The organism is Xylophilus sp. GOD-11R (assembly GCF_033546935.1).
Lineage (GTDB): Bacteria > Pseudomonadota > Gammaproteobacteria > Burkholderiales > Burkholderiaceae_C > Xylophilus.
Genome location: NZ_CP137854.1, coordinates 4,255,408 through 4,279,953 on the forward strand (window position 1 = coordinate 4,255,408; position 24,546 = coordinate 4,279,953).

General features: G+C 65.9%; 24 protein-coding genes. 11 read left to right on the top strand and 13 right to left on the bottom strand.

The features are described from left to right. Positions 1-8 precede the first annotated feature (8 nt). From R9X41_RS19580 to R9X41_RS19595, 4 genes are all read left to right on the top strand, one after another. Positions 9-899 carry an ABC transporter permease gene (locus R9X41_RS19580; protein ID WP_318632111.1) on the top strand — a complete coding sequence of 297 codons (891 nt, stop codon included), beginning with the start codon at positions 9-11 and terminating at the stop codon, positions 897-899. 4 nt (positions 900-903) lie between these two features. Then, positions 904-2,586, top strand: a complete 1,683-nt coding sequence (locus R9X41_RS19585; RefSeq protein ID WP_318632112.1) for a dipeptide ABC transporter ATP-binding protein — start codon at positions 904-906, stop codon at positions 2,584-2,586. Between the two features lie 268 nt (positions 2,587-2,854). Next, positions 2,855-3,421, top strand: a complete 567-nt coding sequence (locus R9X41_RS19590; protein WP_318632113.1) for a type IV pilin protein — start codon at positions 2,855-2,857, stop codon at positions 3,419-3,421. A 1-nt stretch (position 3,422) separates the two neighbouring features. Continuing rightward, the gene (locus R9X41_RS19595; RefSeq protein ID WP_318632114.1) at positions 3,423-6,020 is read left to right on the top strand and encodes a putative bifunctional diguanylate cyclase/phosphodiesterase; all 2,598 of its coding nucleotides are present in this window, start codon (positions 3,423-3,425) and stop codon (positions 6,018-6,020) included. A gap of 38 nt (positions 6,021-6,058) precedes the next feature. Here the strand turns inward: R9X41_RS19595 and glmS are convergent, their stop codons facing one another. Continuing rightward, positions 6,059-7,999: a glutamine--fructose-6-phosphate transaminase (isomerizing) gene (gene glmS / locus R9X41_RS19600; RefSeq protein ID WP_318632115.1), complete on the bottom strand. Its 1,941-nt coding sequence runs from the start codon at positions 7,997-7,999 to the stop codon at positions 6,059-6,061. A 134-nt stretch (positions 8,000-8,133) separates the two neighbouring features. Between glmS and R9X41_RS19605 the strand changes: the two genes are divergently transcribed. Further along, a complete protein-coding gene (locus R9X41_RS19605) occupies positions 8,134-8,631 on the top strand; it encodes an Lrp/AsnC family transcriptional regulator (RefSeq protein WP_318632116.1) in 498 nt (165 codons plus the stop codon). Here the strand turns inward: R9X41_RS19605 and R9X41_RS19610 are convergent. Together R9X41_RS19610 and glmU are read right to left on the bottom strand one after the other, a co-directional pair. Further along, the gene (locus R9X41_RS19610; protein ID WP_318632117.1) at positions 8,628-9,386 is read right to left on the bottom strand and encodes a sensor histidine kinase; all 759 of its coding nucleotides are present in this window, start codon (positions 9,384-9,386) and stop codon (positions 8,628-8,630) included. The genes R9X41_RS19605 and R9X41_RS19610 overlap by 4 nt on opposite strands. A gap of 8 nt (positions 9,387-9,394) precedes the next feature. Further along, entirely contained in the window at positions 9,395-10,795 is a 1,401-nt protein-coding gene (gene glmU, locus R9X41_RS19615) for a bifunctional UDP-N-acetylglucosamine diphosphorylase/glucosamine-1-phosphate N-acetyltransferase GlmU (RefSeq protein ID WP_318635283.1), read from the bottom strand. A gap of 64 nt (positions 10,796-10,859) precedes the next feature. Between glmU and R9X41_RS19620 the strand changes: the two genes are divergently transcribed. Then, positions 10,860-11,699, top strand: a complete 840-nt coding sequence (locus tag R9X41_RS19620; RefSeq protein WP_318632118.1) for a DUF6279 family lipoprotein — start codon at positions 10,860-10,862, stop codon at positions 11,697-11,699. A gap of 87 nt (positions 11,700-11,786) precedes the next feature. On the opposite strand, the gene R9X41_RS19625 is transcribed toward R9X41_RS19620, so the two are convergent. From R9X41_RS19625 to R9X41_RS19635, 3 genes are all read right to left on the bottom strand, one after another. Then, positions 11,787-12,302 (bottom strand): pyridoxamine 5'-phosphate oxidase family protein, encoded by a 516-nt coding sequence (locus R9X41_RS19625; protein WP_318632119.1) that lies wholly within the window; start codon positions 12,300-12,302, stop codon positions 11,787-11,789. Next, positions 12,289-12,549 (bottom strand): hypothetical protein, encoded by a 261-nt coding sequence (locus tag R9X41_RS19630; protein WP_318632120.1) that lies wholly within the window; start codon positions 12,547-12,549, stop codon positions 12,289-12,291. The genes R9X41_RS19625 and R9X41_RS19630 overlap by 14 nt, the downstream gene beginning before the upstream one ends. Positions 12,550-12,629: 80 nt before the next feature. After that, positions 12,630-13,385 carry a Crp/Fnr family transcriptional regulator gene (locus R9X41_RS19635; protein ID WP_412556631.1) on the bottom strand — a complete coding sequence of 252 codons (756 nt, stop codon included), beginning with the start codon at positions 13,383-13,385 and terminating at the stop codon, positions 12,630-12,632. An 87-nt stretch (positions 13,386-13,472) separates the two neighbouring features. Here R9X41_RS19635 and R9X41_RS19640 point away from each other — a divergent pair, with 87 nt between their 5' ends. Further along, on the top strand, positions 13,473-13,868 hold the full coding sequence (locus tag R9X41_RS19640; protein WP_318632122.1) for a BLUF domain-containing protein: 396 nt from the start codon (positions 13,473-13,475) through the stop codon (positions 13,866-13,868). Here R9X41_RS19640 and R9X41_RS19645 read toward each other — a convergent pair. Beyond that, positions 13,865-14,233, bottom strand: a complete 369-nt coding sequence (locus R9X41_RS19645) for a DUF2917 domain-containing protein (protein ID WP_318632123.1) — start codon at positions 14,231-14,233, stop codon at positions 13,865-13,867. The two genes, R9X41_RS19640 and R9X41_RS19645, sit on opposite strands and share 4 nt — an antisense overlap. A gap of 131 nt (positions 14,234-14,364) precedes the next feature. On the opposite strand from R9X41_RS19645, the gene R9X41_RS19650 reads away from it, so the two are divergent. Next, the gene (locus R9X41_RS19650; RefSeq protein WP_318632124.1) at positions 14,365-15,348 is read left to right on the top strand and encodes a LysR substrate-binding domain-containing protein; all 984 of its coding nucleotides are present in this window, start codon (positions 14,365-14,367) and stop codon (positions 15,346-15,348) included. On the opposite strand, the gene tyrS is transcribed toward R9X41_RS19650, so the two are convergent. Beyond that, on the bottom strand, positions 15,349-16,581 hold the full coding sequence (gene tyrS / locus R9X41_RS19655) for a tyrosine--tRNA ligase (RefSeq protein ID WP_318632125.1): 1,233 nt from the start codon (positions 16,579-16,581) through the stop codon (positions 15,349-15,351). It lies immediately after the preceding gene. Between the two features lie 204 nt (positions 16,582-16,785). Between tyrS and R9X41_RS19660 the strand changes: the two genes are divergently transcribed. Together R9X41_RS19660 and R9X41_RS19665 are read left to right on the top strand one after the other, a co-directional pair. Then, complete coding sequence (locus tag R9X41_RS19660; protein ID WP_318632126.1) at positions 16,786-18,144, top strand: M23 family metallopeptidase; 1,359 nt, start codon at positions 16,786-16,788, stop codon at positions 18,142-18,144. A gap of 65 nt (positions 18,145-18,209) precedes the next feature. Continuing rightward, on the top strand, positions 18,210-19,298 hold the full coding sequence (locus R9X41_RS19665) for an anhydro-N-acetylmuramic acid kinase (protein ID WP_318635284.1): 1,089 nt from the start codon (positions 18,210-18,212) through the stop codon (positions 19,296-19,298). A gap of 21 nt (positions 19,299-19,319) precedes the next feature. Here the strand turns inward: R9X41_RS19665 and mdtD are convergent, their stop codons facing one another. The 4 genes from mdtD to rplM form a co-directional block, all read right to left on the bottom strand. After that, positions 19,320-20,768 (bottom strand): multidrug transporter subunit MdtD, encoded by a 1,449-nt coding sequence (gene mdtD, locus R9X41_RS19670; protein WP_318632127.1) that lies wholly within the window; start codon positions 20,766-20,768, stop codon positions 19,320-19,322. Positions 20,769-20,867: 99 nt separating this feature from the next. Continuing rightward, positions 20,868-21,251: an iron-sulfur cluster insertion protein ErpA gene (erpA, locus tag R9X41_RS19675; protein WP_412556632.1), complete on the bottom strand. Its 384-nt coding sequence runs from the start codon at positions 21,249-21,251 to the stop codon at positions 20,868-20,870. A 190-nt stretch (positions 21,252-21,441) separates the two neighbouring features. Continuing rightward, positions 21,442-21,834 carry a 30S ribosomal protein S9 gene (gene rpsI, locus R9X41_RS19680; protein WP_318632128.1) on the bottom strand — a complete coding sequence of 131 codons (393 nt, stop codon included), beginning with the start codon at positions 21,832-21,834 and terminating at the stop codon, positions 21,442-21,444. Between the two features lie 10 nt (positions 21,835-21,844). Further along, entirely contained in the window at positions 21,845-22,273 is a 429-nt protein-coding gene (gene rplM / locus R9X41_RS19685) for a 50S ribosomal protein L13 (protein WP_318632129.1), read from the bottom strand. 223 nt (positions 22,274-22,496) lie between these two features. Here rplM and R9X41_RS19690 point away from each other — a divergent pair, with 223 nt between their 5' ends. After that, positions 22,497-23,408, top strand: a complete 912-nt coding sequence (locus tag R9X41_RS19690; RefSeq protein WP_318632130.1) for a 23S rRNA (adenine(2030)-N(6))-methyltransferase RlmJ — start codon at positions 22,497-22,499, stop codon at positions 23,406-23,408. Between the two features lie 40 nt (positions 23,409-23,448). On the opposite strand, the gene R9X41_RS19695 is transcribed toward R9X41_RS19690, so the two are convergent. Next, the gene (locus R9X41_RS19695; protein ID WP_318632131.1) at positions 23,449-24,543 is read right to left on the bottom strand and encodes a porin; all 1,095 of its coding nucleotides are present in this window, start codon (positions 24,541-24,543) and stop codon (positions 23,449-23,451) included. Positions 24,544-24,546 lie beyond the last annotated feature (3 nt).

Sequence of the window (24,546 nt, forward strand, 5' to 3'; positions counted from 1 at the left end):
AACGCTTCATGTCCACGACCTCCCCCCTTCCCGTGGCGCGGCCCGCCGGCAGATCCACCTTCGCGCGCGCCTGTACCGCGGTGCTGCACGACCGGGTCATGCTGGCGTCGCTGGTGTTGCTGCTGGCGCTCATCATCGCCACGGCCGGCGCACCGCTTTTCTCGCAGCACGATCCGGCCGCGCTGACGCCGAGCGCACGGCTCAAGCCCTCGTCCGATGTCTACTGGCTGGGCACGGATTCGCTCGGCCGCGACCTGATGTCCCGCGTGCTTTACGGCGGCCGCCTGTCGATCACGCTGGCGGTGCTGGTCAGCGCGATATCGGTGGTGCTCGGCATGGCGATCGGCCTGGCCGCTGGTTACGTGCGCCGCCTCGACGCACCGGTCATGCGGCTCATGGACGGCATCATGGCCATCCCCGGCCTGCTGCTGGCGGTGGCGATGGTCGCATTGGGAGGCGCCAACATCCTCACGATGGTGACCGCCATCGCGATCCCCGAAATTCCCCGTATCGCACGGCTGGTGCGCAGCGTGGTGCTGTCGGTTCGCGAGGAGCCGTATGTCGAGGCGTCGATAGGCTCCGGAACCCCGGCCCTGCAGGTGCTGTGGCGGCACATCGCGCCGAGCACCATCAACCCCCTGGTGGTGCAGGCGACCTTCGTCTGCGCGGCGGCGATCCTCACCGAAGCCGTGCTCGGCTTTCTGGGCCTCGGCTTTCCGCCGGAAATCCCGAGCCTGGGCAGCATCATTGCCGAGGGCCGGCCCTTCTTTCAGCGGGCGCCCTGGATCGTGCTCTACCCGGGCGCCTTCCTGGCCCTGCTGATCCTCACGGTCAACATGTTCGGCGACGCACTGCGCGACCGCCTCGACCCGCGCCTCTCGCGCACCGTGAAAGGCTGAAGCCATGAACGCCATCCCCACACCTGCGGCCGACGTCACCGAAGCGCCCGCCGACGACCGCGCTCGCCCGATCCTGGAGATCCGCAAACTCAAGGTGCGCCTGCCAGGCGGCGGCGACCGGCGCTATGCGGTGGAAGACATCTCGCTGACGGTGCATGCCCACGAAATCGTCTGCATCGTGGGCGAATCCGGCTCGGGCAAATCCGTGACCTCGGGCGCGGTGATGGGCTTGCTGCCCCGGAACGTGCTGACGCTGGAGAGCGGCCAGATCCTGCTGGCGGGCGAAGACATCACCCACGCCGGCCTGGCCCGGCTGCAGAAGCTGCGCGGTGACCGCATGGCCATGATCTTCCAGGAGCCGATGACCGCGCTCAATTCGCTGATGCGGGTCGGCCAGCAGATCGCCGAAGTGTTCCAGTGCCATGCCAGGGCCCTGGGGCCTGACGCGGTGGCCGAGCGGGTGCTGGCCCTGCTCGCCGACGTGCGCCTGCCATCACCCGAAACACTGCAGAACGCCTACCCGCACCAGCTCTCGGGCGGGCAGCGCCAACGGGTGATGATCGCCATGGCCCTGGCGATGGAGCCCGGACTCATCATTGCCGACGAGCCCACCACGGCGCTCGACGTCACCTCGCAGGCACAGGTGCTGCGGCTGCTCAAGGAACTGCGCGGGCGGCATCGCAATGGCGTGCTTTTCATCACCCACGACTTCGACGTCGTCGCTGAAATCGCCGACCGCGTGGTCGTCATGCAGGCCGGCCGCATCGTCGAACAGGGCAAGGCCGCCGAAGTGCTGAGCAATCCGCAACACCCCTACACCCGCCGCTTGCTCGACGCCCGCCCGCGCGGCGATTTCCGCGCCCGACGGACCTGGACCGAAAACGTAGTCGCACTCGAAGTCCGCGACCTGACCATGCGCTTCGAGACACGGTCGATGTTCAAGTCCAGGCGTCGGACGGTCGATGCGCTGGGCGGCGTTTCGCTGACCCTCGCACGGGGCGAAACGCTCGGCGTGGTCGGAGAGTCGGGTTCGGGCAAGACGACGCTCGGCCGCTGCCTCGCACGTTTCGCCACGCCCACGTCGGGCGAGATCCTGGTCGATGGCGTCTCGGTGGCCGGTCTCGGCTCCGGCCCATCGCGGGAGTTGTGCAAACGGGTGCAGATGGTGTTCCAGGATCCGTTCCGGTCCTTCAATCCGCGCCGCACGGTCGGGCGCACGCTGGCCGAGGGACCGCTCAACTTCGGCGCATCGGCCAGCGCGGTGCAGGCCCGCATGCTCGAAATGCTGGAGCTGGTCAGCATGGACGCCAGCGCGCTCGACCGCTATCCGCACGAGTTCTCCGGCGGCCAGCGGCAGCGGCTGTCGATCGCCCGCGCCTTGATGATGGACCCCGAAATCCTCATTGCGGACGAAGCGGTATCGGCGCTGGATGTGTCGGTGCAGGCGCAAATCCTGGACCTGCTCGAATCGATCCGCGAGCGTCTCGGCCTGAGCATGATCTTCATCACGCACGACCTGCGGGTGGCTGCCCGGCTGTGCCACCGCATCGCCGTCATGCAGCGCGGAAAGCTGGTGGAACTGGGCACCGCCGAGAACGTGTTCCTGCGGCCTTCGAGCGACTACACGCGCGAACTCGTGGCGGCTATCCCCGGCCAGGGCGCGCAAGCCCCGGCGTTGCCGGCGTAATACTGCCGGCGCTCCGTTATGGCGGCCCCGTTCACGGGCAGGCTGTGCCGCGACGCGGCCTTGCTCGCGCCAAGAGGCCGCCGGTGGCTAAGTCGAAAATGCTGAACGCAGCATTAATTCCACGCTTTTGATTTGAATATCAACGGTCGCACCCAATCTCAATAGCCGGTCACTATCGGCAAAGCCCAAAATATCACTCATTCCCGCTTTAACTGCGGTTAGCGCTTGTTATTCAAATCCAGGGTTCTTATCCTGCGCCGCGAGACAAATGCATATGAATGAGTCAAATGATAATAATTCCCGCCCGCATCCCGACGACGTGCGGCGGGGGAGTCTGGTTCTGCGGGTTTTCGCCGTGGTGCGCGAGCGTCTGGCAAAGGCCGGTGGAGCGAGGCAGCGCCTGCTGGGCTACACGCTGGTCGAGCTGCTGATCGTGGTGGGGCTCGTCGGCGTGCTGGCCGCGATCGCGGTGCCCACTTATCGCTCTTACATCGAACGGGCGCAGATGGCCCAGGTCATCCTGGACATGGGCGCCATCGGCCACATGATCGAGATCTACCAGCAGGAAAACGGGCGTCTGCCCGATTCACTCGCCGATATCGGCTGGAGCAAGCCGGACCGCTGGGGTAATCCTTATTATTATCTCAACATGGATGGCGCCTCGATCGGGCAAAAACGAAAAGACCGGTCGCTGCACCCGCTCAACAGCGATTACGACTTGTACAGTGCCGGCCCCGACGGCAGAACGACGACGCCGTTGACCGCGGGTATTTCGCAGGACGACATCATTCGCGCCAACAACGGCGCCTATATCGGCATTGCGAAGAATTATTGATATGGGCCGGCTTCAAATCGGTTTTGTACGAAGCAAGATCGGAAAGAAGATTTTTCTCTTCTTCTTGTTCATCATCGCCGTGCCGCTGATCTGCATTTCGGTCCTGTCGCGCCAGCTGAGCGACTTCGTTCTGGACCAGGCAACCGACCAATTGCTTCGCGACTCCACCAAGTCGGTGGCCTTGAACCTTCTCGATCGATTGCGCGGAGCGGAATCCATTCTCCGCATCGTCAATACCGCGAAAAACAACCATTCCTACAACGCGGACGCGGTCAACCGGGCGAACTCGGTTTTCTCCCAAATTTCCCAGGAACCATCCAATCGGCCATCGCCCGGCAAGGAGGCGGTCCGGGTCAGCGTGACGACCGCTCAGGACGGCTGGCCGGAAGTTTCCATGGAGATCGCGGAAGCCGGAAGCTCGCGGGTTATTCGGGGCACGCTCAACAGAACCTATCTCTGGGAGAACCTCGAAAGCGCGTATTACACCTTGTGCGTCGGAGGCGAGGAGTTCGAGGAACCGCATTGCCAGGGCCCGCCAAGACCGAGCCTCTCGACCATCGAAATCGAAAGGCCATTTTATTTCAGGCCCTACTTCGATGGAAAACCGTGGACCCTGCTGGCAGTGGCGGCGCCAGATGTCGCCGATTACCTGCCGATCAAACTCGGTGCGTTGTTCGCTTATGTCGCTGCCGCCTCGTTATTGCTGACATTGAGCGTCAGCGCATTTTTCATTCGCCGCGCCACCACGCCGCTGGACGCTCTGATGCTGGCCACCAAAGCCATCCGAAACAAGGATTTCACCTACGTGGTGCCGGTCGCTGGCATGCGGGACGAGTTTCGCGATGTCGCGGACTCCTTCAATGTCATGGCCGCGACGATCGGCGACGACATCGCCTTCATGGAGGTCATGGCGCGCATCGACGAGGCGATCCTGGCACATCGTCCTCTCGACTCGATCATCCGGCTGAGTCTGGAACACCTGCCGGCTTTCACGGGCGCAGCGGAGGCACGTATTGCCGTCGTCGACCATTTTTCGGCGGTCAGAACGAGCTATGTGGGCAACGGGCGATCGCACTTCGTCGAGACCACTTTCAGTCCCGGACAAGAGAACGCGCCGGTGGCGCCAATCGACGCCGCCCACCTGATCGCGAAGACCGACACGCTTTCGGCGTTCATCGACCTGATCGATGGGCCCGACGTCGCGGGTCACGATGTCACGTCGAGAATCGATGCGTTCAAATCGCGCCTGGCGATAGCGATTCAATCGGAGGAGCACGAAAAGGTATTGGTCGCCCGCGCTGCTCGCGATGGATTGACCAAGCTGCTGAATCGTCTGGGTCTGGTCGAACGACTGGGGGAAATGATCCAGCGGAGCGCGCTTGAGAATCGACACCTGGCGGTTGTCTATCTCGACCTCGACGGGTTCAAGGACGTCAATGACGCCTATGGCCACGATACCGGCGACAAGCTGCTCAATATGGTGGCGGACCGCATGTCGGCGGCACTTCTCGGGCGAGACGCGGCCATTGCGCGTCTGGGCGGCGATGAATTTGTTTTTGTGCTGCCGGTGGTCGACGAAGACATCTACAAGAAACAGATTCAGGGCGTGCTCCACGAATTGCAGACGCTCTACCCGATCGACGACTTGCGCATTCAGATCGGCGCCAGCCTGGGCGTGGCCGTTTATCCGCAAGATGGATCAGGACACGACGACCTGCTGCGAAACGCCGACCTCGCCATGTACGAGGCCAAAAGTGCCGGCCGCAATACGGTGGTTTATTTCGACGCTTCTTTCAACAGCTCTTCCGCCGAGCGGATCGAACTTCGCCGGGACCTGGCGTCAGCCATCGACCAGCAGCAGTTTCATCTGGTTTACCAGCCTCGGGTGGCTTGCAGCGACCGGTTCACCCGGTCTGCGGAAGCGCTTCTGCGTTGGGTCCACCCGACCCGCGGATTCGTGCCGCCGGACAAGTTCATTACCCTGGCGGAGGATTCCGGCCTCATCGTCGATATCGGCTATTGGGTTTTGAAAGAAGCCATCGACCAGCTCGGAAAATGGCGCGCCACCGGCGATATCGGCATCGAGAAGATTTCGGTCAACCTGTCTCCGATCCAGTTGATGCACGAGAAGTTCATCGAGACCGTCGAGGAGATCATGCGGTCGTCGCATGTTCCGGCGACATCGATCGAGCTCGAGATAACGGAGGGCGCGCTGATCCGGGATATCGAGACCGCTGTCGCCAAACTCAGAAGGCTCCAGGAAATCGGCTTCACGATCGCGCTCGACGATTTTGGCGTGGGGTATTCGGCTATGAGTTATCTCAGCGTGCTGCCGTTCGACACCCTGAAGATCGACAAGAGCTTCGTGTCGAGTTTCGGTGTGCAGAAGTCCGCGTATGCCATCGCGTCCGCCATCGTCGCGCTGGCCCAGGCGCTGGACAAGGAAGTGGTGGCCGAGGGCGTGGAAACGGCGGAACAGGCCGACGTGCTGTCCGATCTGGGGGTGGAAGAGTTGCAGGGCTATTACTTCAGCAAGCCCTTGAAGCCCGACGACCTGGTCTCTTACCTGAACGCCCGTCGCGCCGACCTACGCCCTTGAACTCCAGCGAAGACCATGGCAGATCGCCAGCGGCCGCGTCACTCCACCGTCACGCTCTTGGCCAGGTTGCGTGGCTTGTCCACATCGGTCCCGCGCGCCACCGCCGTGTGATAGGCCAGCAGCTGCAGCGGCACCACGTGCAGCATCGGGCTGAGCGCGCCGTAGTGCTCCGGCATGCGGATCACATGCAGGCCCTCGGCGCGCTCGATGCGGGTGTCGGCATCGGCCAGGACGTACAGCACACCACCGCGCGCACGCACTTCCTGCAGGTTGCTCTTGAGCTTCTCCAGCAGGGTGTCGTTGGGCGCCACGGCCACCACCGGCATCTCGCTGGTCACCAGCGCCAGCGGGCCGTGCTTGAGCTCGCCAGCGGCGTAGGCCTCGGCGTGGATGTAGGTGATCTCCTTGAGCTTGAGCGCGCCTTCCAGTGCGATCGGATAGTGCAGGCCGCGGCCCAGGAAGAGCGCGTTCTCCTTGCCGGCGAAGTCCTCGGCCCAGGCGATGAGCTGCGGCTCCAGCGCCAGCACCGCCTGCAGGGCGGTCGGCAGATGGCGCATCGCCTTCAGGTGTTCGGCTTCGGCTTCGGCGTCGAGCAAGCCGCGCTGCTGGGCCAGCGCCAGCGTCAGCAGGAACAGGCCGGCGAGCTGGGCGGTGAAGGCCTTGGTGCTGGCCACGCCGATCTCGGTGCCGGCGCGGGTGATGTAGGCCAGCTTGCATTCGCGCACCATGGCGCTGGTGGCGACGTTGCAGATGGTCAGCGTCTGCTCCATGCCGAGGCGGCGGGCGTGCTTGAGCGCGGCCAGCGTGTCGGCTGTCTCGCCCGACTGGCTGATGGTGACGACCAGGGTGCGCGGATTGGGCACCGAGCTGCGGTAGCGGTATTCGCTGGCGATCTCCACCTGCGTCGGTATGCGCGCGATGGCCTCCAGCCAGTACTTGGCAACACAGCCGCTGTAGTAGCTGGTGCCGCAGGCCAGGATGAGGATGGAGTCGATGTCCTGGAACACGCGCCAGGCAGCGGCACCAGTGGCGCCGTCGCGGCCGATGCCGTCGAAGAGCTCGGGCACGATGCCGGCCACGCCTTCGAGCGTGTCGGCGATGGCGCGCGGCTGCTCGAAGATCTCCTTCTGCATGTAGTGCCGGTACGGCCCCAGATCGGCCGCGCCGCTGGTGGCCTGCACCGTGCGCACCGGGCGCTCGGCCAGGTCGACCGACACATGGGTCTGGCCGTCGGCGCTGAGGTTGCTGATCCAGTAGCGGCCCAGTTGCAGGTCGACCAGGTCGCCCTCTTCCAGGTAGACGATCTGGTCGGTGACGCCGGCCAGCGCCATGGCGTCGCTGGCGAGAAAGAGCTCGCCGCCGCCGACGTCGCCGGTGCCCACGCCCAGAATCAGCGGCGAGCCTGCACGTGCGCCGATCACGCGGTGCGGCTCGTCGCGGCAGAACACCGCCACCGCGTAGGCGCCCTGCAGTCGGGCGACGGCCTGTTGCACCGCCTGCTGCAGGTCGCCGTCGTAGAGGCTGTCGACCAGGTGGGCGATGACCTCCGTGTCGGTCTGGCTGGCGAAGACATAGCCCTTGGCTTCGAGCGCGACGCGCAGCACGTCGTGGTTTTCGATGATGCCGTTGTGCACCAGCGCAATCCGTCCCGGCCGGTGCGTGGAGCCGTCGACCGTGTGCGGGCCGTGGCTGAAATGCGGGTGCGCGTTGTGCACTGCCGGCGCACCGTGCGTGGCCCAGCGGGTGTGGGCAATGCCGGTGCGGCCCTCGACCTGGTCGGTGCGCACCTGGTCGAGCAGCTCGGCCACGCGCGAAGTGCTGCGGGCGCGGCGCAACGGGCCTTCGGGGGTGGCGACAGCGGCTTCGTCGTAGACCGCCACGCCGCAGGAGTCGTAGCCGCGGTATTCGAGACGCTGCAGACCCTGAACCAGGATAGGGACGATATTGCGCGTGGAGACCGCGCCGACGATGCCGCACATGAATGAATCCTTAGGAGGAAAGCGGCGATGTTAGGCCGATCGTCAAGAAATTTTCAGCAGGCTTTTTAATATTAAATGATCGAATATTTCATCACACGAAGTAGTTGAAATATCCATTCAATTAACATGAATGAATGAACGATTTATCGCTCGACTCAATCGACTTCGCCCTGCTCGACCAGCTTCAAGCCGACGCCTCCCGCAGCAATCAGGCCCTGGCGGATATCGCGGGCATTTCGCCCGCGACCTGCCTGCGCCGGGTGAAGCGACTGGTCGAATCCGGGCTGATCGCCCGGCAGGTGGCGTTGCTCGACACCGACCGCGTCGCCTCGGTGCTGGGGCACGGCATCAGCGTGATCGTGGAGGTCTCACTCGACCGGCAGGACACCGAACGGCTCGACGCCTTCGAGGCGCAGGCCGCCACCCAGGCGCAAGTGCAGCAGTGCTATCGCGTGTCGCCCGGGCCGGATTTCATCCTGATCGTGCGCTGCCATGACATGCCCGATTACGACGCCCTCGCCCGCCGGCTGTTCCACGCCGACACCAATGTGCGCAACGTGAAGGCGTTCTTCAGCGTGAAGCGGTCGAAGTTCGTGACCGCGCTGCCGCTACCGTTGCAGACGACCGTCTAGCCGAGCGTGAAGCGCACGGTGCAGCCGGCCTGCGGCGCGGCGTCGGCCGAGATGCGACCGCCGTGGCGCTCGACGATCTGCCGCGCGCCCGCCAGCCCGACCCCCAGCCCTTCGAATTCCGATTGCGGATGCAGGCGCTCGAAGATGCCGAAGAGTCCAGCGGCGCTCAGCGGATTGAAGCCGGCGCCGTTGTCCTGCACCAGGTATTCGGTGCGGCCATCGGGCGTGGTGTGCCAGCCGATGGAGATGGCCGCCACCGCCTGGCGGCGGGTGAATTTGATCGCGTTGGACAGCAGGCGCTCGAACAGCTGACGCACCAGCGCCACGTCGCCGTCGCAGCTCGGCCATTCGTCGGCGATGTGCCAGTCGACTTCGCGTTGTGCCAGCAGCGGCGCCATCTCGGCCTTCACCTCGCGTACCACCGCGCCCACGTCGACCGGCTGGCGCAGCAAGGGCGCCCGTGCGATGCGCGACAGCTCCAGCACGCCGTCGATCATGCGGCCCAGATTCTGGGTGGCACTGTCCATCGCGTCGAGGCAGGACAGCGCCTCGGCGTCGCCGCCGAGTTCGCCCAGTCGCTCGCGCAGCATCAGGCCGAAGGCGCCGAGGTGCCGCACCGGCGCCCGGAGATCATGGGAGATCGCGCGAAAGAGGTCGTCCAGATCGGCCCGCGGATTGCGGCGATCCCGGCGTTCGACAAACTTCGGGGCGGCGTCGTCGGTGGCGTCTGAAACGCCGGATGGACTCGTGTTCATGCGTCTGGCTATTCTGCCGCCTTTTTGGTGGGCTTCTTCCAGCGTTCGAGACTGACCTGTCGGGCGCGCGCCACCGTCAGGGTGCCGGGCGGTGTATCGCGGCTCACGGTGGAGCCACCGCCCACGGTGCCGCCGGCGCCGATCGTCACCGGTGCGATCAGCACGCAGTTGCTGCCGATCGAGGCGTCGTCGCCGATGGTGGTGCGGTGCTTGTTCACGCCGTCGTAGTTGGCGGTGATGGAGCCGGCGCCGAAGTTCACGCGCTCGCCCACGGTCGAATCACCCAGGTAGGCCAGGTGGTTGGCCTTGGCGCCGGCGGCCAGCGTCGAGTTCTTCACCTCGACGAAGTTGCCGACGTGGACCTCGTCGCCCAGGCGCGCCCCGGGCCGCAGGCGCGCGAAGGGGCCGATGCGCGCGTTGCCGCCCACCTCCACGCCGGCCTTCTCGCCCTGGATGTGGCTGAACGGATGCACTACCGTGCCGGCGGCGATGCGGGCGTCGGCAATGACGCAGTGGGCGCCGATGCGCACGCCCTCGCCGAGCTCGACCACGCCCTCGAAGATGCAGCCGACATCGATTTCGACATCCGCCGCGCAATGGAGTCGGCCGCGCAGGTCGAAGCGCGCCGGGTCGGCCAGGCGCACGCCGGCTTCGAGTTGCGCCTCGGCCTGGCGCCGCTGGTAGGCGCGCTCGAGCTGGCTGAGCTGCAGCGGGCTGTTGACGCCGGCCACCTCCACCGCGTCACGGGTGCGCACCGCCTGCACCGCCACGCCGTCGGCAACGGCCATGGCGACCAGGTCGGTCAGGTAGAACTCCTTCTGGGCGTTGTCGTCGGACAGCCGGGCCAGCCAGCCACCCAGGCGCGCGCCGGGCACGGCCATCACGCCGGTGTAGGTTTCGCGAATGGCGCGCTGGGCCTCACTCGCATCCTTCTGCTCGACGATGGCCTGCACCAGCCCGGCACCGTCGCGCACGATGCGGCCGTAGCCGGTGGGATCGTCGAGCTCGATCGTGAGCAGCGCCAGGGCATCGGGGCGCGCGGCCGCCGCGAGGGCGCGCAGGGTGTCGGCGGCGATCAGCGGCACATCGCCATTGAGGATCAGCACGGTGCCGTCGGCCCGCAGGCTCGGCGCGGCGAAACGCACCGCGTCGCCGGTGCCGCGCTGGGGCTCCTGGCGCACGAAACCCAGCTTGCCGGCAAGCGCGTCCGGGGTGGATGCGGCCTCGACCTGTTCGGCGCCGTGACCGGTTACGACGACCACCGCGCGGGCGTCGAGCGAGGCGACGGTATCGAGCACGTGGCGCAGCATGGGGCGGCCGGCAAGGCGATGTAACACTTTCGGCCTCGCGCTTTTCATCCGCGTACCCTTGCCCGCGGCCATGACCACCACATCCAACATGCCGTCCATTTGCATTTCTTCTCCCTCGTTGCGTGCGCGCGGGCCTCGCCGACCCTGGTTGCGGATTATCGGGGTGGCGGCAGCCGCGGTCGTGATCACCGCTTGTGGTGCCGTCAAGCTGGGCTACCAGACCCTGCCCGAGGTGAGCTACTGGTGGCTCGACAACTACCTCGACTTCACCGACGAGCAGAAAGGACAAGTCAAGGAAGAGCTCGCATCGCTGCAGCGCTGGCATCGTCGCAACGAGTTGCCGCAGTTCGCCGAACTGCTCGACCAGATGAGCCTGATGGCGGTCAAGGACGTGACGCCGGAGCAGATGTGCGGCGTGCTCGATGCGGTGCGGACGCGGCTGCACGCCGTCGGCACCCAGGCCGAGCCGTCGGCCGCCACGCTCGCGCTGGCGCTCAAGCCCGAGCAGTTGCAGGCGCTGCGCAAGCGCTACGACAAGAACAACGCCGACTACCGCAAGGAATGGATCACGCCCTCGGTCGAGAAGCGCGACGACAAGCGCATGCGCAAGATCGTCGACTACGCCGACAACCTCTACGGCAAGGTCGACGCGCCGCAGCGCGAAGTGATTCGCCGGTATGTGAGCAGCGGCGGCTTCGACCCGGTCTACGACAACGGCATCCGCCTGCGCCAGCAGCAGGATGTGTTGCGCACCCTGGAAAAGCTGCAGGCCACGCCGGACACCTCGCCGGCGGACGCCCGCAAGGCCATCTCCGGCCTGATCGACCGCAGCTTCGATTCATCCGACCCGGCTGTCCGCGCTCACCAGCAAGCGGTGCGCCGCGCCGGCTGCGAAGCCATGGCCGAGACCCACAACACCACCGACGACAAGCAGCGCGCCCACGCGGTGAAGCAATTGCAGAAATACCGCCAGGACGCGATGGAGCTGGCGGCCAAGCAGTGAACTGCATCGGCCGGTCGGAATGAAAAACGGCGCGCTCCTGTCGAAACAGGAACGCGCCGTTTTAGAAAGCGCCCGGGGCCTGATCGCTCAAGCAGCGGGCGCCGGTGCCGCCGGGTTGTGCACCGTGCGGTTCTCGCCCATGCCAACGGGCTTGCCCGACACGGCCGACGCCGCCATGGCAATCGCCCGCACCATGCGGCTGGAATTCGAATCCCAGAACTCCGCGTCGTCGACGTCCACCCGCAGCAGGGCGAGCGAGGGGTCTTCCTTGCCTTCGGGAAACCAGGGCTTGGCGGCGGCCGTCCAGAGTTCCTCGATTCGCGCGCGGTCGTAGATCAGGGTCGAGCCACCGCTGATCGACACGTACTTCGCGCTCGACGGATCCGCGAACGTCAGGTTCACCTGGCCCGCGGGCGCCTGCTTTTCAGCCGAGGGCTTGGTGAAGAACCAGATCGAGCCGTTGGCGTCCACTTCCAGCGGCATCATCGGCCGGCTGGTGAGAACACCGTGGCTGTCGGGCGTGGTCAACATGCCGGGGCCGATGCCGTCGATGAGGTCGACCACCTTTTGCATGCCCTCGGAAATCTGTTCAGCTTTCTTCATTCTGGCCTTTCGATAGATCGATGGAATCGGGAATGGATGCACGTGCCGGCGCGGCCTGACCGCGCTGGTATTCGCTGTAGCCCTGCTGCTGTTGCTGCCGATTCAGCCAGAAACGCGCGGGTTGCTGCTGCCGCTGCGAGGTCCGCTTTCGTGCGGCCAGCGGCTGTGGAAATGGAACGATGGACATGTCGAGGCTCCTGCGGAACTCATGCTTTTGGATGTACCCACGAGCATAAAAACGCACCAAGTCGGGACCTGTCGTCTGGCAAGGGTCACGCTTGTCAGCATTCACCTACAGTTGCAGCGCCCGGGCGCCGAGCAGCCCGCTCAGATGAGCGGCGGCGTGCGCAGGGGCCGCTGGTAGTAGTCGGCGATGTCCTGGAGCCCGCGCGGGTCGTTCATGACCAGGCGCCCTTCTTCGAGCGTGTGCAAGCCGAGCCGGCCGAGCCGGCGCAAAGTCTTGTTGGTATGCACCAGCGAGAGCCCGAGCGCGTCGGCGATGTGCTGCTGATTGAATGGAAAGGCGATGCTGCCCTCGCGCGCCAAACCCACCCGCTCGGCCCGCCGGTACAGGTGCACCAGCAGCATCGCCACCCGTTCGAGGGCGGTGCGCCGGCCGACCGTGAGCAGGCCCTCGTCGAGCAGGCTTTCCTCGCGGGCGGCCAGCCAGGTGATGTCGTAGGCGAGTTGCGGATCGTCGCGGTAGAGCTGCCACAGGCCGTCGCGCGGGAACACGCACAGCGAGACATTGGTGAGCGCCTCGACGCCATGGGTCGCGCCGTCGGCGAACTCTTCCTGCAGTCCGATGAAGTCGCCGGGCACCAGGAAGTTCAGGATCTGCCGACGTCCGTCGGACAGCGTCTTGTAGCGAAACGCCCAACCACGGTAGAGCGTGAACAGGTGGCCGCTCGACTTGTGCTCCGCGATGATCTGGCGGCCTCCGGCGACCTCCATCGTGCTTTTGCGGAAACTCTGGATGTAGTCGAGTTTTTCGGACGAAAACGGCAGGAAGGTTCCGGTCTGCCGCAGCTCGCAGCGGTGGCAGTCGGGAGGGCAGTCCAGGGTGATGGCTTCGGGTTTCAAGATACCGATATTAGAAGGCCACATCGTGTCATTTGACATTGGCGGATTGCGCTGGCGTTTCTACACTGCGCCGCCTTGTCCCATCGCATGCCTTCCCCCTACTACTCGCTTCTCGCCGTCTCCGATCTCGCGCCCGATACACCGGTCCAGACAGTTCCAATGGTGTTCTCCGCCGTCCGCCGGTCGTGCCCACCGGGGGTCTCCGGCGTGCTGGTGTTCGACGGCGCCGGCTTCTGCCTGTACCTCGAGGGCGAGCGCGACGCGGTCATCCGCTGCTACGAATCGGCGCGCGAGGTCTCGGGCCAGACCGGCTTCCAGGAGATTTTCCACGGGCCACGTCCGCATCGACGCTACGACCGCATCGCCAGCGGCTATGCGCCGACCGATGACATGCCCGCAAGCGAGCAGCTGCGGCCACTCGCCGACGAGGCGGCGATGGATCAATTCCTGGCGTTGGCGCCGGGCTTCGACCTGTCGTTCTAGGCGCCTGCGCAGCGTCCGCCGTCGGGCGTCGAAACACGCAGTTGTCGCCCCACGCGCATCACCCACGCGAGCCATCGCGGCAGCGGCACGGCGTCGGCATGCAGGCTGACCGCGGCGGCTTCGCCGGGGGCGCCCGCAGCCTCGATCACCATCGGCTGGCGCGGCGCCAGCCGCAGCATCGCGCCGGCCGGCAGGAACCAGTCGCCGCCGGACGGTGCGTCGGGCGCATTCGCCGCGCCGTCGATCGTGATCCAGACCCGGCCTCGCATCACGACCAACGTGGTCGCTCGGTCGAAGCACCAGGTCGCCGCGGTGCGGGCGACGATGGTGGATGTTTGCAACACGGGTACGAATGGCGGCGTCATGGCGTCCTCCCGGGCAGTGGCCGGATATGCTGATGATTGCCGCCGCCGCACGCGCCGGCCAATGAATTCGATCCGCGCGATTGATACCGAGTCCGCATCAATCGCCGGAACGCCCGACCGGAAGTTCCGTCATGGCCCAGCACCGCCCCGCACCGCGCACCCGACCCATTGCCGTCGGCACCCTGCGCGCGTTCGAGGCGGTGGCGCGGCACCTCAACTTCCGCATGGCGGCCGAAGAACTGTCGCTGACACAGTCGGCGGTGAGCCGGCAGATCCAGGCGCTGGAAGACGATGTCGGCCTGCCCCTGTTCCTGCGCCACACCCGGGCGGTGGAACTCACCGGCGCCGGCTCCCGCCTGCTGCGCGCCGTCAGCTCCAGCCTGCTCGCCATCGACGGCACCGTGCGCCAGCTGCGCCACGAATCCGGGCGGCGCATCGTGTCGGTCAGCACCTGGGCGTCGTTCGCATCGCTGTGGTTGATTCCGCGGCTCGAAGCGTTTCAGCGTGCGCATCCGGATATCGACATCCGCATCGACGCGACCGACGCGCCGGTCGACCTGGAAACCTCCGACGTCGACCTGGCCCTGCGCTACACCACGCCGGCGCGCGCCACCTCACGCGCGCAGCGGCTGTTCGGCGAAAGCCTGGCGGTGGTCGCCAGCCCCTGGTTGCTGAAGTCGTCGCCCGCGCTGCAGCGGCCGGCGGACCTCGCGGCCTTCACGCTGATCGAGGCCGGCGACCTGCACCATTCGCCGCAGCTCGCCGCCCTGAGCTGGCAGCGGTGGTTTCTGGCGCACGACTGCCCGGTGGAGCCGAGGCGCTGGCTTTATTTCAATTACGCCTCGCAGATCGCGCAGGCGGCCCTGGCCGGGCAAGGCGTGGCACTGGCGCGCCTGCCGTTGGTCGCCGACAGCCTCGCGTCCGGCGACCTGGTGGAAGCATTGCCGGCATGCCGGCTCGAATCGGCCCTGGCCTATTGGCTGCTGGTCGGACCGCGCGGGGCGCAGCGGCCGGAAGTCAAGGCCTTCTGCGACTGGCTGCGCGCCGAGGCGGCCATCACCCGGCGCACCATCGGCGACGAACCCGACCCCGACACTGTCGACCACCAGGACTGATCAGGCCAGCGTCACCTTGGCGAACTTGCGCTTGCCGACCTGCACCACGTAAGTGCCGGCCGAAAGCTTCAGGCCCTTGTCGCTGACCACGACCGAATCGACACGCACGCCGCCGCCGTCGAGCAGCCGGTTGGCCTCCGACGTGGACGGCGCCAGCCCGGCCTGCTTGAGCAGTTGGCCGATGCCCAGCGGCGCCCCGGACAGGCTCACTCCCGGAATCTCGTCGGGCACGCCGCCCTTGCTGCGCTGCTGAAAATCGTGCTCTGCCGCGTCGGCCGCGTCAGCGCTGTGAAAGCGCGTGGTGATCTCCCGTGCCAGCGCGACCTTGGCGTCCTTCGGGTTGCGCCCGCCGGCGATCTCGGCCTTCAGCGCCTCGATCTCGGCGAGCGACTTGAAGCTCAGCAGCGTGTACCAGCGCCACATCAGGGTGTCGGAGATCGACAGCACCTTGGCGAACATGGTGTTGGGCTCTTCCGAAATGCCGATGTAGTTGTTCTTGCTCTTGGACATCTTGTCCACGCCATCCAGGCCTTCGAGCAGCGGCATGGTCAGCACGCATTGCGGCTCCTGGCCATATTCGGCCTGCAGGTGGCGCCCCATCAGCAGGTTGAACTTCTGGTCGGTGCCGCCGAGTTCGAGGTCGGCCTTGAGCGCGACCGAGTCGTAGCCCTGCATCAGCGGGTAGAGAAACTCGTGTACCGCGATCGACTGGCCAGCGGCGAAGCGCTTGCTGAAATCGTCACGCTCCATCATCCGCGCCACGGTGTAGCGCGAGGCCAGCTGGATCATGCCGCGCGCGCCCAGTGCGTCGCACCATTCGCTGTTGTAGCGAACCTCGGTGCGCGACGGGTCGAGCACCATGCTCGCCTGGCGGTAGTAGGTTTCGGCGTTGGCCTCGATCTGCTCGCGGGTCAGCGGCGGTCGGGTGCTGTTGCGACCCGACGGGTCGCCGATGGTGGTGGTGAAGTCGCCGATCAGGAAGATGACCGTGTGCCCCAGGTCCTGGAGCTGGCGCATCTTGTTGAGCACGACCGTGTGGCCGAGGTGGATGTCCGGCGCGGTCGGGTCGAGCCCCAGCTTGATGCGCAGCGGCACGCCGGTCGCCTCCGAACGCTGCAGTTTTTGCACCCACTCGGCGCGCGGCAGCAGTTCGTCGGCGCCGCGCAGGGAGATTTCGAGCGCTAGTCCTACATTCTCAGAAAGAGAATCCAATGTAACAGAAGGTTGATTCATAAGGGTTTTTTCGAGCGCCAGTGAAGTGAGCGCCGCTATACTCCGCCGCACCCGGCATGCGCGCATTTTATGTGGCCCGGTTTTTGCGCCCGACCGCACGGTCCGAGGACGGCAAAGAACACCTCCTCTTTCGCTCATCGTAAGACCGCGGCCCGTTGGTTGGCGCGGCCGGTGTTCCAGCGTATTTCTCTCGGGATACTTCTCTTGAACCACGGTTTTCAGGCCGTCGCGCAGGCATTGCTGCAGCGCGCCGCCCAAGGCATTCAGCAACACCCACGCCGTATCGGCGCGGCCCTCGGCGCTTTCCTACTTTGCGGTGGAGGCGGCGCCTTCGCCGTCGCCAACTACGCGCCTGATCCGTCAGACCTGCCCGTCAGACAGATCCTGCAATCGGTCCAACCCCTGGCCTTCAAGGGCGACCTTGCCGATGTGGAAAAGGCTCCGATGCGGCTCTACCGCAGCGAGATCACCCGCAGCAGCGACTCGGCCGAAACGCTGCTGCGCCGCCTCGGCATTGCCGACGCGGCTGCCGTGGCCTACCTGCGCAGCGATCCGCAGGCGCGCCAGGCACTCTTCGGCCGCAACGGCCGGCTGGTGTCGGCGGAAGCCTCCGAAGAAAACACCCTGCTGCGCCTGACCGTGCGCTGGGGCAATGACGACGCCCAGGAAATCCAGAAGCTCGTGATCGAGCGCAAGAGCGACGCCGACAAGGGCTTCGCCACCAGCATCGCCGCAGTGCCCACGACGGTATCGAGCCGCCTGGCCAGCGCCACCATCTACAGCTCGCTGCTGGCCTCCACCGACGAAGCCAACATCCCGGAAAGCGTGGCCAACCAGGTCGCCGAAATCTTCTCCAACGACATCGACTTCCGCCGCAGCCTGCGTAAGGGCGATCGGTTCTCGGTGATCTACGAAACCATCGAGGCCGACGGCGAAGTCATCCGCGCCGGCCGCGTGCTGAGCGCCGAGTTCGTCAACGACGGTCGCGGCTATGCAGCGCTCTGGTACGAACCCAAAGGCCAGAAGGGCAGCTACTTCAGCATGGACGGCAAGAGCGCCAACCGTGCCTACCTGAGTGCACCACTCGAATTCAGCCGGGTCTCCAGCGGCTTCTCCAACCGTTTCCACCCCATCCTGCAGCAGTGGCGCATGCACCTGGGCACCGATTTCGCGGCACCTAGCGGTACCCCGGTGCGCAGCGTGGGCGACGGCGTGGTCGACTTTGCGGGCCAGCAGAACGGCTACGGCAACGTGGTCATGATCAAGCACCGCGGCAACGACATGACCGTCTATGCCCACCTGAGCAAGATCAACGTCGCCCGCGGCCAGAAGGTGTCGCAGGGTCAGAACGTCGGCCTCGTCGGCCAGACCGGCTGGGCGACCGGACCGCACCTGCATTTCGAATTCCGCGTCGGCGGCGTGCAGAAGGATCCAATGGTGATGGCTCGCCAGAGCGAAGCCGTGCAGCTCGGTGCCGCCGACCGGCCGGCCTTCAACAAGCTCGCCGCCGCCACGCGCGTGCAGCTCGAAGCCGGCCTGCAGTCGGTCGCCAGCGCGCGCTGATCGCCGCCGTGCACCCGCCTGCCGGCGCCAGCGCCGTGGAGCGACCGGTTCGCTACATCGGCCTGATGTCGGGCACCTCGCTCGACGGAGTCGACGGCGTCGTCTGCGAATTCTTTTCCTCCGACCCGCCGCGGGTAGCCGGGTTCGCCAGCCGCGAACTCCAGCCCGCGCTCCGCGCCGAGTTGCTGGCCCTCAACACTCCTGGCGACAACGAATTGCACCGCGCGGCCCTGGCGGCCAACGCGCTGTCACGTGTCTACGCCGAGGTCGTCTTCGCACTGCAGGCGGCGACCGGGCTGGTGCCGGACGACATTCGAGCGATCGGCGCCCACGGCCAGACGGTGCGTCACCGACCCGGGCAGTTCGACGGCATCGGCTACACCCTGCAGCTGCAAAATCCCGCCTTGTTGGCCGAAGCCACGGGCATCGATGTCGTGGCCGACTTCCGCAGCCGCGACGTGGCTGCCGGCGGTCAGGGCGCGCCGCTGGTGCCGGCGTTTCACCTCGACTGGTTCGGCGGCAGCGGACGCGACATCGCCCTGCTCAACCTCGGCGGCATCGCCAACCTCACCTTGCTGCCCGCGGGCGGTGGCGCATCGGGTTTCGATTGCGGTCCGGCCAACGCGCTGCTCGACCACTGGTGCCAGCGCCACACCGGCCAGCCCTACGATGCCGGCGGCGCGTGGGGGGCGAGCGGCCAGGTCTTGCCGGGCCTGCTCGATGTCCTGGCAGCCGAGCCGTTTTTTGCGGAAGCACCGCCCAAAAGCACGGGGCGCGATCTTTTCCATCCCGGCTGGCTGGCAGCACGCCTTTCCGACTTCGCCGATGCCGCACCGGCCGACGTGCAGGCCACGCTGGCACGACTCACCGCGCACACGGCGGCGCAAGCGTTGCTGCGCCATGCGCCCGCCACGCGTGCCATCTATGTCTGCGGTGGAGGCGCGCTGAATGCAGCCTTGATGCGGGAGCTGGCCAGCGCGCTGCCTGGCATCGATGTTTTGACCACCGACGCACTCGGCCTGCCGCCGTTGCAGGTGGAAGCGACCGCATTCGCCTGGCTGGCCCGGAACTGCATCGAACGACGGCCGGGCAACCTGCCGGCGGTCACCGGCGCGTCGGGGCCTTGTGTGCTCGGCGCCGTCTACCCGGGCTGACGCAGGCGCCGGCTGCGCCGATCAGGCGTGGTCGACGGTGTCGGCGTCCACGGCCTTCACCTCCTCGCTGGTGGCCACGGTTTCGGGCTCCAGCTGCCAGAAGATCCACGACGATGCCATGGTGATCAGCCCCATCGTGACGAAGGTGGCGTGGAAGGCGCGCAAACGCTCTTCGGGTGATGCGGCATCGCCACCGAAGTAGGAGGTGAAGCCTGCGAGCACGGCACCGGCGCAGGCCACACCCATGCCCATGGCGAGCATCTGCACCATCGACAGCAGGCTGCTACCGCTGCTGGCCAAGGGCCCTGACATGTCCTTGAGCGTCACCGTGTTCATCGCGGTGAACTGCAGCGAATTCACCGCGCCGAAGATCGCGAACTGCACGATGCGCATCCACAGCGGCTGGTCCGCGCCGATCAGGGCATACGACAGCATGGTCAGGCCGACGGCCAGCGTGTTGCCCAGCAGCACCCGGCGATACCCGAGGTGGGCGATGAGGCGGGACGCGATCGGCTTCATGCCCATCCCGGCCAGGGCGGCAGGCAGCAGCATCATGCCGGCGTGCAGCGGCGAATAATCGAGGGCGACCTGCAACAGCAGCGGCACCATGAACGGCATCGAACTGCTGCCGATGCGCGCGAACAGGTTGCCGATCAGACCGACGCGCAGGGATTGCACCGAAAACAGCGCGGGCGAGAACAAGGGGTCGGGCCGCCGCAACGCATGCAGCCAATAGGCCGCCAGGCTCGCCAGTCCGAAGACCAGCAGCAGCACCACCATCGCCTGCGGCAGCCCGAGTTCGGCCAGACCGTCGAGGGCGAGCGACACCGCCACCATGCCGAAAGCCAGCCAGCCGTAGCCGACGAGATCGAAGCGACCGGGGTTAGAGGCGCGGCCGTCCGGCATGTAGACGAGGGTGGCAAGGCAGCCCACGGCGCCGACCGGCAGGTTGATCAGGAAGATCCAGTGCCAGCTGGTGTATTGCACCAGCCAGCCGCCGAGCGTCGGGCCCAACAGCGGTCCGATCAGGCCGGGAATCGCCACGAAACTCATGGCCTGGAGAAACTGCGAACGCGGCACGCCCCGCAGCACCGCCGCGCGGCCGACCGGCAGCAGCAAGGCGCCGCCCAGGCCTTGCAGGATGCGCGCGGCGACCAGTTCGCCCAGGTTGCGCGACAGGGCGCAGAACAGCGAGCCCAGGGCGAAGACCAGGATCGCGCTGAAAAACACCCGTCGGGTGCCGAAGCGGTCCGATATCCAGCCCGACGCCGGAATCAGCATCGCCATCGTCAACGAATAGGCCACCACCACCGACTGCATGCGCAGCGGGCTCTCGCCCAGGCTGCGTGCCATGGCCGGCAGGGCGGTGTTGACGATGGTCGTGTCCAGCGTCTGCATGAAGAAGCCCGCGGCGACCAGCCATAACAGGGGCGATGCGCTGCTGGAAACGGAACGGGATTGAATTGGCATGGAAAGGGGCTGGACGTGAAAAGCCGACGGCAACGAAAAAGCCGCCCTGCGGCGGCTTCTGCCCGAAAACGAAAAGCGCCCCTCGAGGGGCGCCGCAGGTCAGGCCGAGAACGAGGAGCCGCATCCGCAGGTGGACGTGGCGTTCGGGTTCTTGATCACGAACTGCGCGCCCTGCAGATCTTCCTTGTAGTCGATCTCGGCGCCAATGAGGTACTGGTAGCTCATCGCGTCGATGAGCAGCGAAACGCCGTTCTTCGACATCGTCGTGTCGTCTTCGTTGGTGACTTCGTCGAAGGTGAAGCCGTACTGGAAGCCGGAGCAGCCGCCGCCCTGCACGAAGACCCGCAGCTTCAGGTCCGGGTTGCCTTCTTCGGCGATCAGGTCGGCCACCTTGGCAGCCGCGCTGTCGGTGAACAGGATCGGCTCCGGCATGACGTCCGGGGAGGTGGTGGCGGGAGAGGAAACTTCGGCGACAGTGCTCATTCGGGGGCTCCGGTGGGGATGTGCGCTACGTGGACAGGCGCGACGCAAGGCAAACATGCTAGCAAGAATGCCGGTTTCAAGGCGGCAGTTACAGGATTGCCTGCCCGGTCAGCAGGGCGATGGATCGCTGCCTCTGCCCAAAAGCAGAAAACCGCCACAAAGGCGGTTTTCTGCATGTCTCGGTCGCGAATTAACGCTTGGAGAACTGCTTGCGGCGGCGAGCAGAGTGCAGGCCGACCTTCTTACGCTCGACTTCACGGGCGTCGCGGGTCACGAAGCCGGCTGCGGACAGCACGGGCTTCAGGGTCGCGTCCCAGTCGATCAGCGCACGGGTGATGCCGTGGCGGGTAGCGCCGGCCTGGCCGGACTCACCACCGCCGTGCACGTTGACCTGGATGTCGAAGGTCTCGGCATGGTTGGTCAGCATGAGCGGCTGCTTGGCGATCATGATCGAGGTTTCACGGCCGAAGTACTCTTGTACGTCCTTGCCGTTGACCGTGATCTTGCCGGTGCCTTTTTTCAGAAACACGCGGGCAACGCTGGATTTGCGTCGGCCGGTGCCGTTGTTCCATTCACCAATCATTCCGGACTCCTCAGATTTCCAGCGCTTGCGGCTGCTGGGCGGTGTGCGGATGTTCCGCGCCGCCGTAGACCTTGAGCTTCTTGATCATCGCGTAGCCGAGCGGACCCTTGGGCAGCATGCCCTTGACGGCCTTTTCGAGTGCGCGGCCAGGATGCTTGGCTTGCAGATCACGGAAGGTGGTGGCGGTGATGCCGCCGGGGTAGCCCGAATGACGGTAGTACACCTTGTCGAGCGACTTGGTGCCGGTGACCTTGAGCTTGGCTGCGTTGACGATGACGATGAAATCGCCGGTGTCGACGTGAGGCGTGTAAATGGCTTTGTGTTTGCCGCGCAGACGGAGGGCAACTTCGCTGGCTACCCGGCCGAGGACCTTATCGGTCGCGTCAATCACAAACCACTCGTGCACCACGTCAGCGGGTTTTGCGCTGAAAGTAGACATGTTTGATTCTTTCGAATTTCGAGTGAGTTCTGGCGTCGGCCCTTTTCCGCGGTCGGCGTTTCTCTGAAGGAAACCTCTTAGGCGGGAGCTACCGAAAGCGCACTGCGTACACAACCGGCATCTTCGCCGCGGGACCTGCCAAGGCGCTGCGAAGCCCTCCATTATAGGAAGTTTCCGGGACACGCCGCAATATCGCGGGTGGGTCGTTAACATCGGCGCCATCATGTTCAGTTACCGACACGCCTTTCACGCCGGCAATCACGCGGATGTGCTCAAGCACGCGACGCTGATCGGCATCCTGCAATACCTGGTGCAGAAGGAGGCGGCACTGACGGTGATCGACACGCACGCCGGCGCCGGCCTGTATCGCCTGGACGGCGACTACGCCACCAAGAGCGGAGAGTCGCTCGAAGGCATCGGCCGCCTGCGGGCCTTCTTCGCGGCCGAAGGCGCCCCGGCGCCGGCAGCGCTGCTGCAGTCCTATCTCGACCTGGTGGCCGAGTTCAACCGTGCCGGCGGCGCCAATGTGTACCCCGGCTCGCCTTTCGTCTCGGAACGTCTGCTGCGCGGTCACGACCGGCTCAAGCTGTTCGAGCTCCACCCCACCGACGCCCGGGCGCTCTCCGGCAATACCGACCAGCTCGATGCCGGCCGGCGCATCGCCGTTCTGCGCGAGGACGGCTTCGAAGGCGTGAAGAAGTTCCTGCCACCGCCGGCGCGACGCGCGCTGGTGCTGTGCGATCCGAGCTACGAAATGAAGTCGGACTACGCCAGTGCGGCCCAGTTGGTGGGCGACAGCCTGAAGCGATTCGCCACCGGCACCTACGCGGTCTGGTACCCGATCATCGGCCGCGCCGAGGCGCACGATCTTCCGCGCCGGCTGCGCACGCTGGCCAACCAGGCGCGCAAGCCCTGGCTGCACGCGACCCTGACCGTCAAGGGCGGCACCTCGGTGGCCCCGGCCAACCTGCCGGGCGTGGACCACAAGCGCCCGGGGCTTCCTGCCAGTGGCATGTTCATCGTCAACCCGCCCTTCACCCTGCGCGAACAGCTCGCCGAAGCCTTGCCGCAAATGAAAACGGCCCTGGAGCAGGACTCCAGGGCCGCGTTCACGCTCGAAGCCGGCGGCGCCTGACGTTTTTCAACGCCAGCCGCCTCGCGGCTTCAGGTCGCGATCAGAAGCGGTGGCGGATGCCGACGGCGACGGTGTTGCCCTTCGACAGCTCGCTGGTCAGCCGGTCATACATCAGGTTGGCGTACACGTCGGTGCGCTTGGACAGGAAGTAGTCGTAGCCGATGGTGGCGGTCAGTCGCTTGTTGACGAAGGTCGGCGCGTTGTCGATGCTGGTGCGCGCCACGCTGGCGAGCAGCTTGCCGGCGCCGATCGGAGCCGAAGCGCCGACCTGGGTGGTGCTGTACTTCACGTCGGTGATGTCGGTCTTGGTCTGGCCGTAGGTCAGGAAGCCCTTCACGATGCCGGCGTCGTAGGAGCCGCCGAGCATCCAGTCCTTGCGGGTGGTGGGCACGTTGGCGCCGCCGATGGCCGCGGTGATGAGCGTCATCGGGGCGTTGGCACCGGTGTTGCCGTTGTAGTTGTTGACCTGGTCATGTTCGTAGTAGCCGGTCAGGGCGAACGGGCCGTTGAAGTAGATGGCGTTGATGCCCAGGTTCTTCTTGTTGTCGTTGTTCGTGGAGCTGTTCTGCTCGCCGAACTGGTAGTGCACGTTGACCGTCAGGCCGCCGAAGGTCGGGGTCGTGTAGATGATTTCGTTGGACCAGCCGGTGTCCGACGGCGTGGACGATGCGTAGCCGGCGCCCGGGTTGAACAGGCCCACGTTCTTCTGCAGCACCAGCGGGGCGAACTGGAAGGAGTCACCGAACGGGTTGAACAGGATGGTCGGCAGGAAGTTCGGCGCGAGGCCGCGGCCCAGGGTGACCGCGCCGAAGCCGCCGGACAGGCCCACGTTGGCGTCACGGGTGAAGAAGTTGTCGCCACCGAAGCGGCCGGGGGTGCCGGTGTCCAGACGCTGGAACGAGGTCAGCTTGAAGTTGGCCTTCAGACCGCCGCCGAGGTCTTCGGTGCCGGTCATGCCGAACCACGAGGTGGTCATGCCGCCGCTACCCAGCTGGTTGACGCGACCGTCGGTGCCGGGCTGCTTCTGCGAAGCGGCGTACATGTCCACCAGGCCGGTGAGGGTGACGCTGCTTTGTGCATACGCGCCGGATGCGCAGACCAGGGCGGCGCATGCAGCAATAAGCGACTTCTTCATGGA

Bases quoted from the DNA above. Each gene is read 5' to 3' on its own strand.
- R9X41_RS19580 (WP_318632111.1), top strand. From the start codon at position 9: ATGTCCACGACCTCCCCCCTTCCCGTGGCGCGGCCCGCCGGCAGATCC.
- R9X41_RS19585 (WP_318632112.1), top strand. From the start codon at position 904: ATGAACGCCATCCCCACACCTGCGGCCGACGTCACCGAAGCGCCCGCC.
- R9X41_RS19590 (WP_318632113.1), top strand. From the start codon at position 2,855: ATGCATATGAATGAGTCAAATGATAATAATTCCCGCCCGCATCCCGAC.
- R9X41_RS19595 (WP_318632114.1), top strand. From the start codon at position 3,423: ATGGGCCGGCTTCAAATCGGTTTTGTACGAAGCAAGATCGGAAAGAAG.
- glmS (WP_318632115.1), bottom strand. From the start codon at position 7,999: ATGTGCGGCATCGTCGGCGCGGTCTCCACGCGCAATATCGTCCCTATC.
- R9X41_RS19605 (WP_318632116.1), top strand. From the start codon at position 8,134: ATGAACGATTTATCGCTCGACTCAATCGACTTCGCCCTGCTCGACCAG.
- R9X41_RS19610 (WP_318632117.1), bottom strand. From the start codon at position 9,386: ATGAACACGAGTCCATCCGGCGTTTCAGACGCCACCGACGACGCCGCC.
- glmU (WP_318635283.1), bottom strand. From the start codon at position 10,795: ATGGACGGCATGTTGGATGTGGTGGTCATGGCCGCGGGCAAGGGTACG.
- R9X41_RS19625 (WP_318632119.1), bottom strand. From the start codon at position 12,302: ATGAAGAAAGCTGAACAGATTTCCGAGGGCATGCAAAAGGTGGTCGAC.
- R9X41_RS19640 (WP_318632122.1), top strand. From the start codon at position 13,473: ATGCCTTCCCCCTACTACTCGCTTCTCGCCGTCTCCGATCTCGCGCCC.
- R9X41_RS19645 (WP_318632123.1), bottom strand. From the start codon at position 14,233: ATGACGCCGCCATTCGTACCCGTGTTGCAAACATCCACCATCGTCGCC.
- R9X41_RS19650 (WP_318632124.1), top strand. From the start codon at position 14,365: ATGGCCCAGCACCGCCCCGCACCGCGCACCCGACCCATTGCCGTCGGC.
- tyrS (WP_318632125.1), bottom strand. From the start codon at position 16,581: ATGAATCAACCTTCTGTTACATTGGATTCTCTTTCTGAGAATGTAGGA.
- R9X41_RS19665 (WP_318635284.1), top strand. From the start codon at position 18,210: ATGTCGGGCACCTCGCTCGACGGAGTCGACGGCGTCGTCTGCGAATTC.
- mdtD (WP_318632127.1), bottom strand. From the start codon at position 20,768: ATGCCAATTCAATCCCGTTCCGTTTCCAGCAGCGCATCGCCCCTGTTA.
- erpA (WP_412556632.1), bottom strand. From the start codon at position 21,251: ATGAGCACTGTCGCCGAAGTTTCCTCTCCCGCCACCACCTCCCCGGAC.
- rpsI (WP_318632128.1), bottom strand. From the start codon at position 21,834: ATGATTGGTGAATGGAACAACGGCACCGGCCGACGCAAATCCAGCGTT.
- rplM (WP_318632129.1), bottom strand. From the start codon at position 22,273: ATGTCTACTTTCAGCGCAAAACCCGCTGACGTGGTGCACGAGTGGTTT.
- R9X41_RS19690 (WP_318632130.1), top strand. From the start codon at position 22,497: ATGTTCAGTTACCGACACGCCTTTCACGCCGGCAATCACGCGGATGTG.
- R9X41_RS19695 (WP_318632131.1), bottom strand. From the start codon at position 24,543: ATGAAGAAGTCGCTTATTGCTGCATGCGCCGCCCTGGTCTGCGCATCC.